Source organism: Paenibacillus glucanolyticus NBRC 15330 (assembly GCF_004000885.1).
GTDB classification, from domain to species: Bacteria; Bacillota; Bacilli; order Paenibacillales; family Paenibacillaceae; genus Paenibacillus_AQ; species Paenibacillus_AQ glucanolyticus.
In genome coordinates, this window is record NZ_BIMC01000018.1 from 75,815 (window position 1) to 92,772 (window position 16,958).

At 48.5% G+C, this 16,958-nt stretch carries 15 protein-coding genes; 8 read left to right on the forward strand and 7 right to left on the reverse strand.

Annotation, left to right across the window (positions count from 1 at the left end; translation table 11 throughout):
- The first annotated feature begins 229 nt into the window (after window positions 1-229).
- Window positions 230-727: a stalk domain-containing protein gene (locus PGL02S_RS21765; RefSeq protein WP_036641355.1), complete on the forward strand. Its 498-nt coding sequence runs from the start codon at window positions 230-232 to the stop codon at window positions 725-727.
- Between the two features lie 247 nt (window positions 728-974).
- On the opposite strand, the gene PGL02S_RS21770 is transcribed toward PGL02S_RS21765, so the two are convergent.
- The 3 genes from PGL02S_RS21770 to PGL02S_RS21780 form a co-directional block, all read right to left on the reverse strand.
- Entirely contained in the window at window positions 975-1,727 is a 753-nt protein-coding gene (locus tag PGL02S_RS21770) for a hypothetical protein (RefSeq protein WP_036641354.1), read from the reverse strand.
- A gap of 872 nt (window positions 1,728-2,599) precedes the next feature.
- Window positions 2,600-4,342, reverse strand: a complete 1,743-nt coding sequence (locus PGL02S_RS21775; protein WP_164762888.1) for a response regulator transcription factor — start codon at window positions 4,340-4,342, stop codon at window positions 2,600-2,602.
- On the reverse strand, window positions 4,275-6,104 hold the full coding sequence (locus PGL02S_RS21780) for a cache domain-containing sensor histidine kinase (RefSeq protein WP_036641349.1): 1,830 nt from the start codon (window positions 6,102-6,104) through the stop codon (window positions 4,275-4,277). Before PGL02S_RS21780 ends, PGL02S_RS21775 begins: the two co-directional genes overlap by 68 nt.
- Window positions 6,105-6,311: 207 nt before the next feature.
- On the opposite strand from PGL02S_RS21780, the gene PGL02S_RS21785 reads away from it, so the two are divergent.
- The 4 genes from PGL02S_RS21785 (at window position 6,312) to PGL02S_RS21800 (ending at window position 10,573) form a co-directional block, all read left to right on the forward strand.
- Window positions 6,312-7,667 carry an ABC transporter substrate-binding protein gene (locus PGL02S_RS21785; protein ID WP_051449245.1) on the forward strand — a complete coding sequence of 452 codons (1,356 nt, stop codon included), beginning with the start codon at window positions 6,312-6,314 and terminating at the stop codon, window positions 7,665-7,667.
- A 182-nt stretch (window positions 7,668-7,849) separates the two neighbouring features.
- On the forward strand, window positions 7,850-8,251 hold the full coding sequence (locus PGL02S_RS21790; RefSeq protein ID WP_036641348.1) for a ClpX C4-type zinc finger protein: 402 nt from the start codon (window positions 7,850-7,852) through the stop codon (window positions 8,249-8,251).
- A gap of 516 nt (window positions 8,252-8,767) precedes the next feature.
- Window positions 8,768-9,664 carry a carbohydrate ABC transporter permease gene (locus PGL02S_RS21795; RefSeq protein WP_255308660.1) on the forward strand — a complete coding sequence of 299 codons (897 nt, stop codon included), beginning with the start codon at window positions 8,768-8,770 and terminating at the stop codon, window positions 9,662-9,664.
- Window positions 9,665-9,679: 15 nt separating this feature from the next.
- Entirely contained in the window at window positions 9,680-10,573 is an 894-nt protein-coding gene (locus PGL02S_RS21800; protein WP_006208744.1) for a carbohydrate ABC transporter permease, read from the forward strand.
- Window positions 10,574-10,741: 168 nt separating this feature from the next.
- On the opposite strand, the gene PGL02S_RS21805 is transcribed toward PGL02S_RS21800, so the two are convergent.
- The 3 genes from PGL02S_RS21805 to PGL02S_RS28340 all read right to left on the reverse strand — a co-directional run bounded on the left by PGL02S_RS21805 (window position 10,742) and on the right by PGL02S_RS28340 (window position 13,409).
- A complete protein-coding gene (locus PGL02S_RS21805) occupies window positions 10,742-12,466 on the reverse strand; it encodes a proline--tRNA ligase (RefSeq protein ID WP_036641345.1) in 1,725 nt (574 codons plus the stop codon).
- A gap of 370 nt (window positions 12,467-12,836) precedes the next feature.
- Window positions 12,837-13,142 (reverse strand): ArsR/SmtB family transcription factor, encoded by a 306-nt coding sequence (locus PGL02S_RS21810; protein WP_006208742.1) that lies wholly within the window; start codon window positions 13,140-13,142, stop codon window positions 12,837-12,839.
- Window positions 13,143-13,205: 63 nt separating this feature from the next.
- Window positions 13,206-13,409: a hypothetical protein gene (locus PGL02S_RS28340; protein WP_051449244.1), complete on the reverse strand. Its 204-nt coding sequence runs from the start codon at window positions 13,407-13,409 to the stop codon at window positions 13,206-13,208.
- Between the two features lie 212 nt (window positions 13,410-13,621).
- On the opposite strand from PGL02S_RS28340, the gene PGL02S_RS21820 reads away from it, so the two are divergent.
- From PGL02S_RS21820 to PGL02S_RS21830, 3 genes are read left to right on the forward strand one after another with little or no spacing between them, the layout of a single operon-like run.
- On the forward strand, window positions 13,622-13,873 hold the full coding sequence (locus PGL02S_RS21820) for a FeoA family protein (RefSeq protein WP_006208741.1): 252 nt from the start codon (window positions 13,622-13,624) through the stop codon (window positions 13,871-13,873).
- On the forward strand, window positions 13,870-14,616 hold the full coding sequence (locus PGL02S_RS21825; protein ID WP_006208740.1) for a FeoB small GTPase domain-containing protein: 747 nt from the start codon (window positions 13,870-13,872) through the stop codon (window positions 14,614-14,616). Before PGL02S_RS21820 ends, PGL02S_RS21825 begins: the two co-directional genes overlap by 4 nt.
- Window positions 14,567-15,952: a nucleoside recognition domain-containing protein gene (locus PGL02S_RS21830; protein WP_006208739.1), complete on the forward strand. Its 1,386-nt coding sequence runs from the start codon at window positions 14,567-14,569 to the stop codon at window positions 15,950-15,952. The genes PGL02S_RS21825 and PGL02S_RS21830 overlap by 50 nt, the downstream gene beginning before the upstream one ends.
- Window positions 15,953-16,067: 115 nt before the next feature.
- Here PGL02S_RS21830 and PGL02S_RS21835 read toward each other — a convergent pair whose 3' ends face one another.
- The gene (locus PGL02S_RS21835; protein ID WP_006208738.1) at window positions 16,068-16,952 is read right to left on the reverse strand and encodes a carbohydrate ABC transporter permease; all 885 of its coding nucleotides are present in this window, start codon (window positions 16,950-16,952) and stop codon (window positions 16,068-16,070) included.
- Window positions 16,953-16,958 lie beyond the last annotated feature (6 nt).

The following is a 16,958-nucleotide window of genomic DNA, read 5'->3' on the forward strand; positions in this document are numbered from 1 at the left end:
TAGCGCCTTCCAAGTCCCTCACAGGGACTTGCACACTGCTTTCGCTCCCGCCTTTTATTAGCCTCAATATCATACAACAAACAAAAAACAAGGGAAATCTACTTCTATATATCAAATATCGAACACATGTTCTTTACATATGAGGTATTTAATTACTTTTCTGAAGGTAATTTGTTATTATTTGTCGAATAACTTATTACATCAAATAAAAAAGGGGTAGTTATAAATCATGAAGGATAAGTTAAAAGGGTTAGTGATTGGTATTACAATTGGTTCAATGTTAACAGGAGTCACTGCGTATGCTGCTTCTGGAACAAGCATTAAAGCTGTGATACAAAAGGTTAATTTAATTGTAGATGGCAAAAAACAAACAATAACTAAAGCAATAACATATAACAATACAACATATGTGCCAGTTCGGACTTTGAGTAACGCAGTTAGCAAAGATATATCGCTCAGAGGGGATAATCTTTATGTTGGAAAACAGCCAGCAATTAAAGTAACACAAGATAAAGCTGCTAGTCTCGTCTATTCAAAAATAAAAAAAGATGCTGACAAGTACAAGCTTCATTTCATGGAGGAAGGAACTGAAGGTAGTCGATACTTAATAAGAGCATATGAGAACATGACAACTCACATAGCTACATTTGGTTGGTATTATGTAGATATGTATAGTGGGGTTGTTTATAAGTGGGATTTGGCAACAGATGAATTAATAAAATTATAGGGATCATTTTTTTCGTAAAGCATCCTAAATATCATAAAGCTAAACTTTTCATCCTTTATTGTATTATTTTGTTGCGGTATACGGCTATCTCATTTAGTGAATGGGCACACGTGATTGGAGCTTTAATTTACCATCCCTCAAATAAGAATGGGAATAGAACCCTCGCTTAAAAGCATTGAGTTCTATTCCCTTAATTACTTCAATCATGATTATTAACAGTCACATTTTCAACCAACGATCACCTAACTTAAAATTGAGTCCAAGGTGCCCCCGAAATGTTACTATGAGTCGATGTCGTTGAATAATATCTGTGCTTCGGTGTCGATGCCTTTATTTTAATACCAAAAGTGTCAGTTATAAATCCAACAGCACCTGTTGCAGTCGATTTCCATGTTCCTGATCCATAGTAATACCCACCAGTGATATACCCTGGATTATTGTTAGAAACCTCAGAAATAATCATTACAGGATTCCTATTTACATGAGCATAGGTAACACTCAGTGGTTTAACAGCCACCGAATTATTATGCTCCCAAACCACCGTTAAAGTTAAAGTTGTTGTTTCAATTCCGAAGACATTAAATTTCATCGAATGACTTGCAGATGCCGCAATACCTGATGCAGCGAGCATATTCACATCATTTAGTGAAGTGCCCACACTTTCATTTTCAATGCTTACAGGAACCTCTATTCCATCAACAAAATAATTTTTGTTAATTTCTTTTCCATTTCCCATATCCTTGAATACTTCTTCGTAATTTGCAGTAAACATAAAGGTCACGAAAGCTTTCTGTTGGCTTTCATCTAGATTTTTAAATTGCTCTAATGTCTCTACTGCACCTGTATCTCCTGTACTAATTAAATTTTCCAGATAATCAATATAAGATTCTGGTGTTGAATTTCCCATTGGTTCTGCTGCGGAAGTTGACGATACAAATCCGAGAGATACTATAAACAATAAAGCCGCTAAACTCATTTTACAAATCACTTTCAAAATCATCAGATATTTCCTCCTGGATGCAAAAAATGTATGGAATTGGCGCGCCATTGATATTTATGTTAACATATATTCTAGCAAATGGAAAATATATTTTATATTTATTTACAAAGGTGGTAATAATTATGAAATTTAAATCTGTTATTTGGATCATTGTTGGAATTATTGCTGTTCTAATACTCCTCTATTTTCTTACTAATGGAAGATAAAACACAGTGATTTTGTATATGACCATTAGTTCATAGTTTCATCATAATAATACCCACCATGGTGTTTTAGTGGTTGGTATTATTGTATAGAAAAACATTTATTTCAAAGACCTTTTTATTTCACTTAAAAAAAAGGTGTATACGCCAAATCCAATCATATAGACATCTTGCTCAACATTATAGTTTACACTGTGATTTCTTGTGTACCAAATAACATCATCTCTTTTATTATTCTTATACTCAGTGTGTCTCCAAACTGCAAATAGAAAACTATTCAAGTATGGCACATCTACCCTTATGTTTCTGAGTTCAGCCAGTGCTCGGCTGTTTAGCATAACAGGGACTCTGAGCACTACATTTTTATTGATAAATTGACTCCATGTGCATATAATTCTATTAAAATCAACCTTCAACAACCTCGCTCTCGAATTGAGAACCTAATACATTTATCCTTGATAATACTTTATCAAGTCCTTCAATATACAAGGTTTATTTAAACGCTCCTTTCACGCCCTTCCAAGTCCCTATCCGGGACTTGCACACTGCTTTCGCTCCTTTCGCCCCCCTCCAAGTCCCTATCCGGGACTTGCACATCGCTTTCGCTCCCTTCGGCGCCCCTCCAAGTCCCTATTAGGGACTTGCACACCGCTTCCACTCCACTCCAACTCAATGAACGCTCGACTTATACTGGGAAGGGGTAACGCCGGTCCACTTCTTAAAGGTGGAGCTGAAGTGCCGCTCCTCCTGATAGCCGACCAGGCGAGCGACGGCGTAGATTTTCAAATTCTGCTGGAGCAGCTCCTTGGCTTTCTCAATCCGGTATTGATGCAGGTAATCCAGAAAATTGACGCCGAGCTCCTGCTTGAACAGGGAGCTTAAATAAGTATTGGAGATATAAGCCTCGCGGGCGACCGCCTCCAGTGTAAGGTTGGTATTGTATTTCTCCTTGATCAGCTCCAGTACGGACTGCACCGTACGGTGCAGGGTACGGTTGGAGGAGCAGGCTTCCACAAGATGCTGCATGATTTTTTTTACGATGGTAGCCAGCTCTTCCAATGTCTCTACTTGCGGCAGCTGTTCCATCGAATTCACCAGTTGGTTCTTCCATTCAAACGCTCCGATCCGGTGCTCCTTGGCGATTCTTTGCAGACTGATCATAAACGTTGTCGCCCGCAGGTTCACCTCCTGCTTGCTGTAATGGGATTGTGTCTTAAACATCTCCAGCCATGCGTCCAGTTGATCAAGTGCCTGCTCGAAACTTCCATGCCGCAAATAATCCAGCATCTCCTTTTCACATAGGTCAAATCTCTCATTATCCAGAATGGATGTGGACTCCGTACTATTATCATATCCGCTATCTTCGCCCCTCAGCTTCTCGGAATAGAAGAACACGCCGCCTCTGCCTTGATAGAAACGGGACTCCATCGCCTGAACCGACTCCTGATAGGAATCGTGGGCCTGATTGATCGATGCCTTCCATGAACCTAATGCAATACTGACGGTCATCTTTAAATATTTCTCCAAATTTCCCTGCAGCACCCGGATTTGGGGCCCTAATCTTTCTTGGGACGGAGCCGTGATCAACGATGTGTTGGCCGAGCCTCTTCTGCCCCTCTCCGCCATGCTGGCGACCCACAACAGATCGTTGCCTTCCTGGAACACTTCGATCCGCCCGCCATATACATTGTCCAGTGTTTCCTTCACAATGTTGACTGCCGCGTAGCGAAGAAGAACGACATCCCGTTCATCCAACGGAATTTGAGACGTATCCACGCGAATTAGTCCTACCTGAACACCTGCATTCTGGATATCCATCTGCAGCTCCAGCATGAGTCGGCCCCTGTCCTCCAGCGGAACAGCGGGATACCGTGTCCATTGGGACAGGACCTGACTCTTCATTAATGGAATGTTGCGGTTCCAGGATTGGTCCCTTTCCTTAAGCCTGGATTCGCGCGCTTCCTGGAACTCTGCCGCCTTCTTAGCCTCCAGCACTGTCCTAAGAATCTCTTCCGGGCGGCAAGGCTTCAGTATAAAATCGGAAGCGCCAAGTCGAATGGCTTGTTTGGCATAACTGAATTCATTATATCCGCTAAGAATGATCGGCCTGAACTTAAACCCGCGAGACTGTGCCTGTTCGATCAGTTCCAGTCCATCCATATGGGGCATCCGAATATCCGTCAGCAAAATGTCCGGGCTGCAGCTTTCCATGATTGACAACGCCTCGCTGCCGTTTCCCGCTTCCCCGCAAATGACAATCCCGTGGGATTCCCAATCAATTAACCGCACCATTCCCTCTCTTACCGATATCTCATCTTCCGCTATGAGCAGTTTCATAAACAGATCAATCCCCTTTCCTCTCCAGATGGATGACGGCACAGGTTCCTTTACCTTCCCTGCTATCCAGTTCAAGGTAGGCACCGGATTGGAACAATCTCAGCCGATCCTGAATATTCAAAAGCGCGAACCCGGTTCGCAGCTCATCTTCCTTAGCCTCCAAACTGCGGTTCTCCACCCGCTGCAAGCCGGAAAGCAGCTTATGCAGCTGCGACTCTGTCATCCCGATCCCGTTATCCAGCACCTCCAGCACCACCGAATTGTCAAACCCGTACGCCTTCAGGGTAATAAAACCGTTCCCGTTCAGCGGCTCAATCCCGTGTATGATCGCATTTTCGGCCAGAGGCTGCAGAATAAGCTTGGGTATCATAAAGGAGGAAACCTCCTCGGCAATCTCAATCGAAAAATCAAACCGGTCCATAAAGCGGCGCTTCTGTAAAAATAAATAATTCCGCACCAGCTCCATTTCCTGTTCAATTGTGAAGAAATCCTTGCCGTCGTTCAGACTGAGCCGGAATACCTGGGATAAGGAGTACACCATGTCCGCTATATCCTTCTCGCCCTTTCTCTCGGCCGTCCAGCTGATCGTATTCAGTGTGTTGTATAGAAAATGGGGGGATATTTGCGCTTGCAGCGTTTTCAGTTCCGCTTCCTTCTGCTTCAACTGCGTAGCATACACATCATCGATTAATACCTTGATCCGCTGAACCATCGCATTGTATCCGGTCCCGAGCTCCCCGATCTCATCCTGTCCGGTAAAATGCACCCGCTGCGTAAAATCCCCCGTCTGGAGCTTGCGCATGGAGCGCGAAAGCTTCATCAGCGGCTTCGTAATCATATTGGACAACAACCACGTGATGACAAGACTAATCAAGAAACAAAGAACCGCCACGGCGACCGTCAGCTGTCCGATCCGTCCCAGCTCACTCACCAGCTTCTCCCTTGTATTGACCACAACGACATGCCAGCCCGTACTTGGAGAAATCGTCTGTGTAATCATCCAATCCGGCGATTCCTTCCACAGCCCCAGTCTCTCTTCCGTTGAGAACCTTGTTTGAGCCGCTTTCGTCCCGTTATAGGGTAGCTCTGTGTCATATTTTCCGATCCAGCGCTGATCCGTAGCTGTAATGATGAGCCCGTCTTCGCTAATGACAAACATTTCGGTTGCAAGCGTGGGCTGGCCCAGATACAATCGGCCGATACGGGCTGCGTCCACGCCAATCATAATCAGCCCTGCCGGTTTCAAGTTATAGATGTTGCCGATGACGCGCGACAGAACGATTTTGTGATAATGATCCCCGACAAAAATATCGTCCGACGGCTTCACCAACCCATAGACGGGACTGCCCTTAGCCTTGAGCGCAGCTTCATAATAGGGACCCTCCATAAAATGGGACAATGTCATCGCACTCGTAATTCCCGCCTGATTGGTTGCAAACGGTTCCAAATGTTCGTAGCCGGGTTTGAGCGTGTATAATATCATCGATTGGATGGAATCGCTGGCAACCATCATATTGGAGATGGTTTTGAAAGCTTTTTGCCGTTCCGCAGGTTGATAATCGGATTCCAGCAGTCTCTGTATCTCATCATCCAAAAAGAGGTTGTTGGAGAAAAACAGCATTTCTTTTGCGACACTGTCGATCTGATCGGCTGTTTTTTGAGTGAGCTGATTCTGGGTCTGCTTCATCTTGTCCATCACTTCATTGGACGATATTTCATAAGCGATCCATCCCATAGCAACGATAGTTGCCATCAGAAGCGGAACGAACCAGAACAGCAGCTTAAACCGGATCGGCATGCCGGCATACCACCGCTTGTATCGTGGGGTGTCCTTCATGAATGCAATCACCTGTTTTCAGAAGAATATGTGAAGGATTGAAATTACTGTTATTATAGCGGATTCCTTCTGCAAAAAGTTGCGCTCCATCCCAACACCTGAAAAATGCATACATCCATCTGAAATTTTCGGCATGTTGCACACTTCCTCTGCCCGGTATGATGAATCTTGCAAGCTGAAAAATATCAATAAAGGTGGGTTAACCAAATGAAACCTATGAGATTATGGCTTCTGACCGTTATCATGGCTGTCCTTCTGGCAGGCTGCGGCGGCTCCGGCGGAACCACTGCAACCGACCCGGGATCGAATCCGAAACCGGATGAAGCCGGTACAGATCAAGGCACGAAGACCGAGGAAGCAGTAACATTGAAGATGTTCACAGCTTATGCTGACCGCGCGAACGGCCCGGGAAAAATAGAACAGGAAATCATTGACGCCTACATGCAGGAAAACCCGAATGTCAAAATCGAGGTTGAAGCTTTGCAGGATGAGCCGTACAAAGCCAAAATCAAAGTGTATGCCTCCACGAACCAGCTGCCGGACATTATTCAGGCATGGGGACAACCATCCTTCCTCTCCCCGCTGCTCGACAACGACATGCTGCTCGAATTGAATCCGGCTGACTTTGATGGGAGTCATTTTGTTACCGGTTCGGTTGACGGCTTCAGCAAAGATGGAAAAATGTACGGGATTCCCCGGAATACGGACTATGCCGTTCTCTATTACAACAAGAAGATTTTTGACGATAACGGCTTGAAGGTGCCCACCACGGTGTCGGAGCTGCTGGATGTCGTGAAACAGCTGCGGGCCAAGGACATTAACCCTGTAGCGATTAACGGGATGGAAGGCTGGACGCTGCCGATTATGTTCGATTACTATGCACAGCGTGCAAGCGGCGATTTTACACTCATGGATAAAGCCTTTAACGGCGAAATTTCTTTTACGGATCCCGGCATTATTCAGGGGGCAACAGATATGCTGGCTTTTGCTGAAGCCAAAGGCTTTGCAGATGGCTGGCTGACAGCTGATTACGGCACGGCCAGAAATCTGTTTGGACAAGGACAGGCGGCGATGTTTTTCATGGGGAACTGGGAAGCGAGCTTGGCTACCGATGAGAACTTCTCCGAGGAGTTCCGTCAAAATGTCGGCGCCATCTCCTTCCCTGCATCCGACAAGGGCGCGCAATCGGACATTGCAGCATGGTATGGCGGCGGTTACGCCATCTCCAAGAACACCAAGCATGCGGATGCTGCTATCGCATTCATGAAATACTTCTTCACACCGGATAACTGGCCGAGAAAAGTATGGCAATCGGGCGCAGGCACGCCAGCGCAAAAGTTCGATCCATACTTAACAGGTGAAGAGACCGAGCTGCAGAAGCAGCTGATCGATATTTTCACCAATATGACATCGTCAGCGGGCACGCCGCTGCAGGACATTTCCAGCGATGAATTCAAGCAAAAATCGATGGAAATCCATCAGCAGCTGCTGTCTGGCAAAATCACGCCAGAGCAATTCGCCAAGGATCTGGATGCCGCAGCTGCTAAAGCAAACGGCAAATAATAATAATGAAAAAACAGGAGCGTTCCAGCAAGGTCTATCAGACCGGTGGGTGGGGCGCTCTTTTTTTCGTCTTGAACAAATTTTTATATGAGACGGAGGATTTTTTTACCTTTGTATGGAATAAATATACTTAGATCTGTTTACATTTGTAAACATAATTAATAAAGGAGGGTGAAATAAGCATGGATCAGGAGTTCCGCAAGAAGATGTTTCGGGGAGCCAAGATTGAAGACACCATCCTAGAGCTGGAGAAGCTGAGCCTGTTATGCGAGAGCTACATGGACAAGAGTGAATCCATTGACCGCCAACGGTTCTATGAAGGAATGGCTATCGCCTATACCACTGTCGCTCTAAAGCTGAAAGGAGAGTTTGATTATATTGATCGGGACGTGATCGGTCATCTCTACGAAGCAGCTGCACATAACAAACCCCAGGAACCATCAGCACCTGTTCATACCGGGTCTTGCTCATTCTGCAATCGGAGCAAGGATGAAGTCGGACCATTGGCTCTCGGACCTGGAGTGTCCATCTGTGGGGAATGCCTGGAATTTGGCAAACAAGTCATGGGAGCGCCACAACCCTGATTCTAAAATTCACCTTGTAACTAGAAGGATCAAGCTTTTTGTCCAGTCGGTTGAATGGGCCACAATTCATCCTTGCCAGCATTCGATGTAGATACTTTAAATAGAATCCTCCTTTTGCGATCTAATAGATCGATGAAAAGGGGGATTTTTGCTCTGCCGTTTAGCGCATGAACATCCCCTATTTACAGGTTTATCATCCGGTAGATGATAACCACCCTTTCGTCTTGGTCGCATGAGCCGCGAATGAAGGTTTCGATTCTTCAGATGAAGTACGCTGTTTTTACGAATTCCCGTCCTTGATTTGTTTCGCCGGGGATCTTGACTCCCTCGCCGTCATGCTAGGAATCCGAGGCTAATCCGCGTTGTAATGGTCTGATAAAACAACCTCTGAAAAATGAATACACTCATCGTAAATTTCCGGCATGTTCACTGCCCTCCGCGCTCGGATACGATAGCAGTATCGGATATTGGGGGCTGCGGAAAGCGTTCGGCCCCCCAAGTTTATGAAGAACGGAGATGTTGAACACCATGCACAAAGTACTCAGTGACAAAAAAGCGATCTTTCTGCTCATCGCTCCGGGCTTGATCTTGTTTGTATTCATGATCTGCATCCCGATTTTCATGAGCGCTTATTACGGCTCCACCGATTGGAGCGGCATCGGTCAATACCAATATGTGGGCCTGAGTAATTATAAGGAGATCCTGTTCGAGGATCCTGTATTTTGGAATTCACTCTGGAATGCACTGCTGCTCACGGCTGCCACGCTTGTGATTCAGCATCCGATTGCCATCCTGCTCGCCATCTTCCTTACGCATTGCGGTAAATACGAGAAGATATTCCGGACCATTTTTTTCATCCCGGCCGTCATCTCGATTGTCGTCACCGCCAAGCTGTGGAGTGGCATTTTCCATCCCAATTACGGACTGCTCAACAAATTCCTTGAGGGCATTGGGCTCGGCGTATTGAAGCATGACTGGCTCGGCGATCCGAACACCGCCATCTGGTGCATTATTGTGGTTGTCATGTGGCAAGGGTTTGGATATGCACTGCTGCTGTACTACTCCGGCCTTCAAGGTATTCCCAAGGATTTGGGGGAAGCCGCCAGAATCGATGGTGCAACCCATACACAGCTGTACAGCCGGATTATGATTCCGCTGCTGGCTCCCATGATGCGGGTAGCCATCATCATTGCGGTCACCACCTGCCTTAAACAGATGGAAACCGTATTTCTGATGACGAACGGCGGACCAGCCAACAGCACGCAGTTCTTGGGCAACTATATTTACAAAGTCGCTTTCTCCTCATCCCTTTATGGATACGGGAATGCCATTTCGGTGCTGTTCATCGTGTTCTGCCTGATTCTTACGGTTGTGCTGAATAAAGCTTTAAAAAAAGATGTCGGGGAATTTTAAAAGGAGGGGTTACCGTTGTTTTCAACCATACAGCCATCAGCTCAAAAACCGCAGACTAAACCTGCTTCAAGCCGGATTGTCCGGCGCAGCCCCTGGCCTAGACTAGCACTGTTTGCATTTATGATCGTTGTTGCCTTGATCCAGCTCTTCCCATTAATCTGGCTGGTCGATTACTCGCTGCTGAAGAGCGGGGATTTCTTCGGAAAAAACTTTCTGGTATGGCCCGATCCGCCCCAATGGGCAAACTATAAAAATGCGTTCACCTATGGCCGTGTGCCATTATTCTTCTTTAACAGCCTGCTGGTTACCGTTATCACGGTTGCGGCTTCGGCCGTGCTGGCACTCATGATGGGTTATGCCTTTACCCGGATGAAATGGAAGCTGAGCGGCTTCTTTCTCGGTTTCGTCATGCTTGGTATGATCATTCCGATTCACGCCACGCTGCTGCCGAATTTCATCCTGTTTCACAAGCTGGATATGCTGAACAATCTGTTTACCTTGATTCTTCCTTACACGGCAATTGTCATTCCGATCAGCATGTTCATCATGACCGGGTTTCTGGAGACCATTCCCCGCGCCATTGAAGAATCGGCTGTGATGGATGGCGCCGGTATATTCGGCGTTATCTTTAAGATCATCTTCCCGATCACGAAACCGGCAATCGCCACGATCTGTGTGCTGAATTTTATCAGTACGTGGAATGAGTTCATTATGGCCAACACCTTCCTCACCAGCGAGGACATCAAAACGATCCCCTTCTCCATCATGAAGTTTGCAGGAGAGTACTCCTCCAATTACGGTGCGCAATTTGCCGTTATGACCATCATCGCTCTGCCAACCATTCTGATCTATCTCCTCTTCACCGAGCAGATGACCAAGGGCATTACGGCGGGAGCAGTGAAGGGATAGGTCCTGTCTGGATGAAGCAGCAACCTAGAACCCTCGGAAGGCTGCAAGTCCTCTCACATTAGACCCCCCCCCCTGAAATCAAGAGAGAGACAAACCTGAGGTTTGATCCTTCTGTTTCAGGGGCGTTCTGTTTCATATATAAGTGGGTCTCATTGCGGAATTCATTCCTCAATCCCCTGCCCGGGCAGCTGCCTCGCACGCACGCTGGATGGCTGCCGCGGCCGGGAGATTGACCTTAACTCCGTCTTCGCCCATCCATTCGACCTCGCCGGAAGCCGCGCCGCGTCCAATGATCAGGCGCTGCGGAGCGCCTGCGAGATCGGCATCCTTGAACTTCACCCCGGCACGCTCATCACGGTCATCCAACAGCGGCTCCAGACCCGCCTTGATCAGCTCCTTGTATATATGCTCAGCCAGCTTCATCTGGGCCTCATCCTTAACCGCAACAGGAATAACGTGAACCTGGAACGGAGCTACGGACATCGGCCAGACCAAACGCTCCCCCGAAATCCGCTGCTCGGCGATGGCAGCCATGACGCGGGAAACGCCGATACCATAGCAGCCCATAATAAGCGGTTTCTCCCGTCCATCGGAATCGAGGTACATGCCATTCATAACTTCGCTGTATTTCGTCCCCAGCTTAAAGACATGACCCAGTTCGATCCCGCGATGAAACTGAAGCGGAGCGCCACAGCGCGGACAAGCCTCCCCTTCCTTCACATTCCGGAAGTCGCCGATGTATTCCAGTGAGAAATCATGTCCGGGGCGAACCCCCTTCAAATGAACATCAACCTGATTGGCTCCTGTTATGCCGGCTGTCATAGAGGCGACTTCGTAATCGACGAGTACTTTCAGTGACAGGCCTACCGGTCCCGCAAACCCTACCGGAGCTCCCGTCGCCTGCACCACTTCTTCGGCGCTCGCCAATTCTGCAAGCTCCGCCTTCAAGTAGGACTTCACCTTGGTTTCATTCGCTTCACGGTCACCCCGGATCAGCACGGCATACAGCTGGCCGTCCACTTGATAGATCAGTGTCTTGATCAATTGCTCCGGGCCCACTTGAAGAAAGTCCGTCAGTTCCTGGATGCTCTTCACATTCGGTGTGACTACCCGCTCGATGGCCGAATCGCCGTCGACCTTCACCGAATCCACACTGCCCTGCCTCGCTGGAACGACGGATTCGGCACGTTCCAGATTCGCCGCATAACGGCAGTCTCTGCAGGATACAACGGTATCCTCGCCAATATCTGCAAGCGCTATAAACTCATGGGTCTCTCCTTGTCCGCCGATGGCACCGGCATCCGCTTCCACCGCCCGGAACGTCAGACCGCAGCGCTCAAAGATTCGTTCATACGCTTCATACATGCTCCGGTAGGACACATCCAGGCCCTCCCAGTCCCGGTCGAAGGAATACGCATCTTTCATCAGGAACTCTCTCCCACGCAGGAGGCCAAAACGCGGACGCCGCTCGTCCCGGTACTTGCTCTGAATCTGGTACAGATTGACCGGCAGCTTCCGATAAGAGGAAATTTCTTGACGCACAATCGACGTGATCACTTCTTCGTGGGTCGGTCCGAGCACAAACTCCCGGTCATGACGGTCATGCAGCCTAATAAGCTCCGGACCGTAAACGTCGTACCTGCCGGATTCCTTCCACAGCTCAGCAGGTTGTACTGCCGGCATCAGCATCTCCTGTGCTCCTGCCGCATCCATTTCCTGGCGGATAATCCCCTCTATCTTTCGCAGGACCCGCCATCCGAGCGGCAGATACGAGTAGATCCCTGCCGCCGTCTGACGGATATAGCCGCCACGGAGCATCCATTGATGGCTCAGCGCCTCCGCCTCGGACGGCATATCCCTCATCGTTGTCATCAATAATTGGCTTTGCCGCATGTTCCTCATACTCCTTTTTCATCCATGAAATTACCTGCCGAACGCAAAAAAGCACATCCGCCTCCTAGGGACGAATGTGCTCGTGGTACCACCCTGATTCGATCTTGTCCGACGTATAAACCAATCTTCCAAGAAACTCAATGCGGCGGTAACGGGCCCGGGCCGGCGCCGCTTGTTCACGGCGCAACTACAAGGTAGGAAGAACGCAGTCGGACGGTTGGAAGCCTTTCAGCCAAGGGCTTCTTCTCTGTCACGCCGAGGGTTGCAATTCTCATGTCCTTGATGATCGTTATTCACGGGAAATTCATTTTCCAATACATTACAGCCGGGAAACCGCAATGTCAAGCACAAATAGGCCGGGCCCCTTTATTTAATGGGCTATATGGTCCAGCACTTGCTGCAGTATGCCGATGACATGCTCATCTTCATACGTGTAATAATATGTATTGCCATCCCTGCGGTACTTCACCAGTCTCAAGCTGCGCAAATAGCCGAGCTGATGGGATACCGCCGACTGGCTCATGCCAAGCACCTCGGCGATATGGCCGACAGGACACTCCTCTTGCGACAGCAAGTGGAGAATCCGGATTCGCGTCGGATCCGATATGGCCTTCAGAAGACGTGATGCTTCCATGGCCTGGTCTTCATGCAGCAGCTCATGGTGCTCTTTTTCCATAAATTTATCCCCTCTTCTCCGTGATACCTTAACAATTTCGCGGGCATCCCGCGACACTCCTGCCTAAAGCGCGGAGCCCCGGTGTCTTTGCCAAGGCAAACCTGCGTTATTAAGCCCCTTCGCTATAGAGCCAATCATACTTGCCACACAGCCGGTAGCCCAGATGATCTTCCTTACCTTAAGCTCCGTTACATCCACGAATCGAAAGCCTGCAGCGACGGCTCTCTTTTTCAACACCACTTTACCGTACTTGACCGCTTGTTTCAATTCATAACCAAATATCGGGTCTCCCTGGCACCTCAGCCTGCGACTGACCCATGAGGACCTCCCGGCTGTTAAAACGTAATGTCCAAGCCACCTCTCAATAAATTGGATAAATCCAGTTGACAATACACGCATTCGGTCATACTATAGGCATAAAGTTGCTTCGAGGAAACAATATATGCTCGGCCCAATTTATTAGGGAGAGGTTAAACTTTATGGATGAGACAAAACATCTTCAGCATTTGCAGCAGGCAACGCTCGGAGAGCGCTTCCTGATTGAAAAGGTGGATATCCGTGGAGAGCATAAACGGCGGCTTCTGGACCTCGGATTTGTTCCGGGTTCCGTGATTGAGGTTCTGAAAGCCAGTCCGCTCGGTGATCCCACCTCTTATAGAGTAGCAGGTACCGTCATTGCATTAAGAAAAGAAGAAAGTCAGTTAATCTGGGGTAAGGTGATGTCATCATGAGAACTTATACCGTTGCGCTGGCGGGAAACCCGAACACGGGAAAAAGCACGCTGTTTAATGCCCTGACCGGCCTAAAGCAGCACACCGGCAACTGGTCCGGCAAAACGGTCAGCCTGGCGAGCGGCAATTATGAATACAAGGACACCCGCTTCCGGTTTATCGATCTGCCGGGAACGTACTCCTTGTTCTCCAACTCTGCGGACGAAGAAGTGGCGCGTGATTATATTATTTTCGAGAAACCCGACGTTACGCTGCTGGTCCTGGATTCAACCGCTCTGGAAAGAAGTCTTAATTTAGCGCTTCAAGTGCTGGAAATGACCGATCGGGTCATCGTATGCCTTAACCTGATGGATGAAGCGAAGAAAAAAGGCATCAAAATTGACGCCCGCAAGCTAACGGATCAGCTCGGCGTTCCTGTCATTCCGATATCGGCCCGAAACAACGACGGACTGGACACCTTGTCCGAGCAGCTACTTCTCATGTGTACAGGACAGACTAGGACGACACCCTACCGGATGAAATACAACGAACAATTGGAGTCTCAGATTTCCAGGCTCGAGTCTGAATTAAGGGACATCTTTGGGGATGAATATCCCTCCAGATGGCTTGCGATTCGCTTTCTTGACGGAGATCAGAAGCTGATTGCAACACTCAAGCACAGATTATCGGTTTCGGATAAAGGAGGGATGACACATGGAGCAGCTCAAGCGCTTGGAAGCTCTAACAGCGGCCATTCCTGCTGAGCAGGTAGAGGACGTACGAGAAGACATCGTAGGCGAGTTGTTCAAAAAATCGCGCGAGCTGTGCAGTGACGCCGTGACCGTGACCAACCGGGAGCTTCTGTACCGTTCCGAGCGGCTGGACCGCATCTTTACCTCCAAGCTGTGGGGATTCCCCATTATGCTGGCCATGCTTGGCATTATTTTTTACTTAACGATAGCCGGGGCTAACGTGCCATCTTCCATGCTGGCGAGTTTCTTCGGCTGGATTGAAGGATACCTGACCTTGGCCTTTCAAGCGCTTCATGCTCCGGATTGGCTCCATGGGATCCTGATCCTCGGATTGTTCCGGGGTACCGCCTGGGTCATCAGCGTGATGCTGCCTCCGATGGCCATCTTCTTCCCGGCTTTCGCTCTGCTCGAGAATTATGGCTATTTGCCACGGGTTGCGTTTAACCTGGACCGTCTGTTCAAAAAAACGGGAGCACACGGCAAGCAGTCCCTTACCATGGCGATGGGATTCGGCTGTAATGCTGCAGCCATCATGTCCACCCGGATCATTGAATCGCCGCGGGAGCGGATGCTCGCCATCCTGACAAATAACTTCGTGCCCTGCAATGGACGCTGGCCGACGCTGATCCTGCTGGCCTCCCTGTTCATGGCTGCAGGCTTTTCAGGTGGAGCCCAGACGCTCGTGACCGCTTCCGTTGTCATGGGCATGGTGCTGATCGGTGTCGTTGTCACACTCTCGGTATCATGGGGGTTATCCAAAACCGCTTTGAAAGGCGTTCCTTCCCATTACACGCTGGAGCTGCCTCCATACCGGAAACCTAAAATTCTGAATACCATTCTGCGGTCTACCCTGGATAAAACCATCTATGTCCTGCGCAGAGCCATTATCGTAGCGGCACCCGCAGGTGTGCTGACCTGGATTCTCGCCAATATTCATATTGGCGATTCCAGCATTTTGCTTCATTTTGTTCATTTTCTTGATCCGTTTGCCCAAGCACTCGGACTCGACGGCTTCATTCTTATGGCCTTTATTATCGGACTTCCTGCGAATGAGATCGTGCTGCCGATCCTGCTCATGGGGTATTTGGCTACAGGTTCTCTCACTGAGGTTACCGATATGTTTGCCCTTAAGCAGATCTTTCTGGATCAAGGCTGGACCTGGCTGACCGCACTTAACATGATGCTGTTCTCACTGCTTCACTATCCGTGCGGAACCACGCTCGTCAACATCTGGAAGGAAACCAAAAGCGCCAAGTGGACGTTCCTGTCCTTCGCCATCCCGACCGCAATCGCGATAGGTGTCACGTTCATTGTTGCGCAGGTGGTCCGGGCGCTGGGCTGGGTTTAAGTATAACAAGAGCATGTACAATAATAACAACGAGCCGCGTCAAGAAAATTCTTGGAGCGGCTCGTTGTTATTTTTCTCTATCAGGCATCTTATAAAATCCTATCCTATCCCAACTTTAACCTTTAACCGAACCTGCGGCGATGCCTTCCACGATTCGATCACTGAGGAAGAGGAACATCAGCAGGATTGGCAAGATACTGATCATCAAGGTTGCGCCAATGGCGCCCCAATCGGTGGTGTACTGTCCGATAAAGTTCTGAACGCCCACCGTCAGCGTCTTAAACATGTCCGAGCTAATGAAGGTGTTTACAAATATGAATTCATTCCAGTTGTATATCATATTGATGATGGCTGTCGTTGCCAGAACCGAGCCCGTCATCGGAAGAACAATCCGGAAAAAGACCCGGTGAACCGAGCAGCCGTCCATCACCGCCGCCTCTTCCACTTCCTTCGGCAGCGTATAATAGAACCCCAGCAGAATCATAATCGTAATCGGCATGTTGAAAGCCACGTAGGACAATATCAAAGATATCGGATGGTCCGTCAATCCCACTTTGTTAAAAATGCTGAACAGCGGGATCAAGGTGGAATGCACCGGTATCATCATCGCAACCATAAACAATCCGAGGACAAAGGAACTGCCCTTCCACTTCATTCTTGTAATGGCAAACGTAACGAGGCTTCCCAGGATGACCGTGAGCGCCGTCGCTGCAACGGTAATCCAAACGCTGTTCAGGAAATATACGCTTATATTTCCTGCGCTCCATACCTTCTCGTAATTCTCCCAACGCGGATTCATCGGGAGGGACAGAGGAGGCAGATCGAATACTTCCTGGTTGTTTTTTAATGAGAACAGCAGCAGCCATACGAGCGGAAACAGCTGAAATACGGCTACACCGATCAGCACGACATACAGCAGCATGTAGCCAAGCTTGCGTCCCGCTCCATTTCCGGATCGGGCACGCCCTTCCTGGAGCTGTCCTGTGGCTCCGGATATCATGAAGCA

Bases quoted from the DNA above. Each gene is read 5' to 3' on its own strand.
- PGL02S_RS21765 (WP_036641355.1), top strand. From the start codon at position 230: ATGAAGGATAAGTTAAAAGGGTTAGTGATTGGTATTACAATTGGTTCA.
- PGL02S_RS21770 (WP_036641354.1), bottom strand. From the start codon at position 1,727: ATGATTTTGAAAGTGATTTGTAAAATGAGTTTAGCGGCTTTATTGTTT.
- PGL02S_RS21780 (WP_036641349.1), bottom strand. From the start codon at position 6,104: ATGAAGGACACCCCACGATACAAGCGGTGGTATGCCGGCATGCCGATC.
- PGL02S_RS21785 (WP_051449245.1), top strand. From the start codon at position 6,312: ATGAAACCTATGAGATTATGGCTTCTGACCGTTATCATGGCTGTCCTT.
- PGL02S_RS21790 (WP_036641348.1), top strand. From the start codon at position 7,850: ATGGATCAGGAGTTCCGCAAGAAGATGTTTCGGGGAGCCAAGATTGAA.
- PGL02S_RS21795 (WP_255308660.1), top strand. From the start codon at position 8,768: ATGTTGAACACCATGCACAAAGTACTCAGTGACAAAAAAGCGATCTTT.
- PGL02S_RS21805 (WP_036641345.1), bottom strand. From the start codon at position 12,466: ATGCGGCAAAGCCAATTATTGATGACAACGATGAGGGATATGCCGTCC.
- PGL02S_RS21810 (WP_006208742.1), bottom strand. From the start codon at position 13,142: ATGGAAAAAGAGCACCATGAGCTGCTGCATGAAGACCAGGCCATGGAA.
- PGL02S_RS21820 (WP_006208741.1), top strand. From the start codon at position 13,622: ATGGATGAGACAAAACATCTTCAGCATTTGCAGCAGGCAACGCTCGGA.
- PGL02S_RS21825 (WP_006208740.1), top strand. From the start codon at position 13,870: ATGAGAACTTATACCGTTGCGCTGGCGGGAAACCCGAACACGGGAAAA.
- PGL02S_RS21830 (WP_006208739.1), top strand. From the start codon at position 14,567: ATGGAGCAGCTCAAGCGCTTGGAAGCTCTAACAGCGGCCATTCCTGCT.
- PGL02S_RS21835 (WP_006208738.1), bottom strand. From the start codon at position 16,952: ATGATATCCGGAGCCACAGGACAGCTCCAGGAAGGGCGTGCCCGATCC.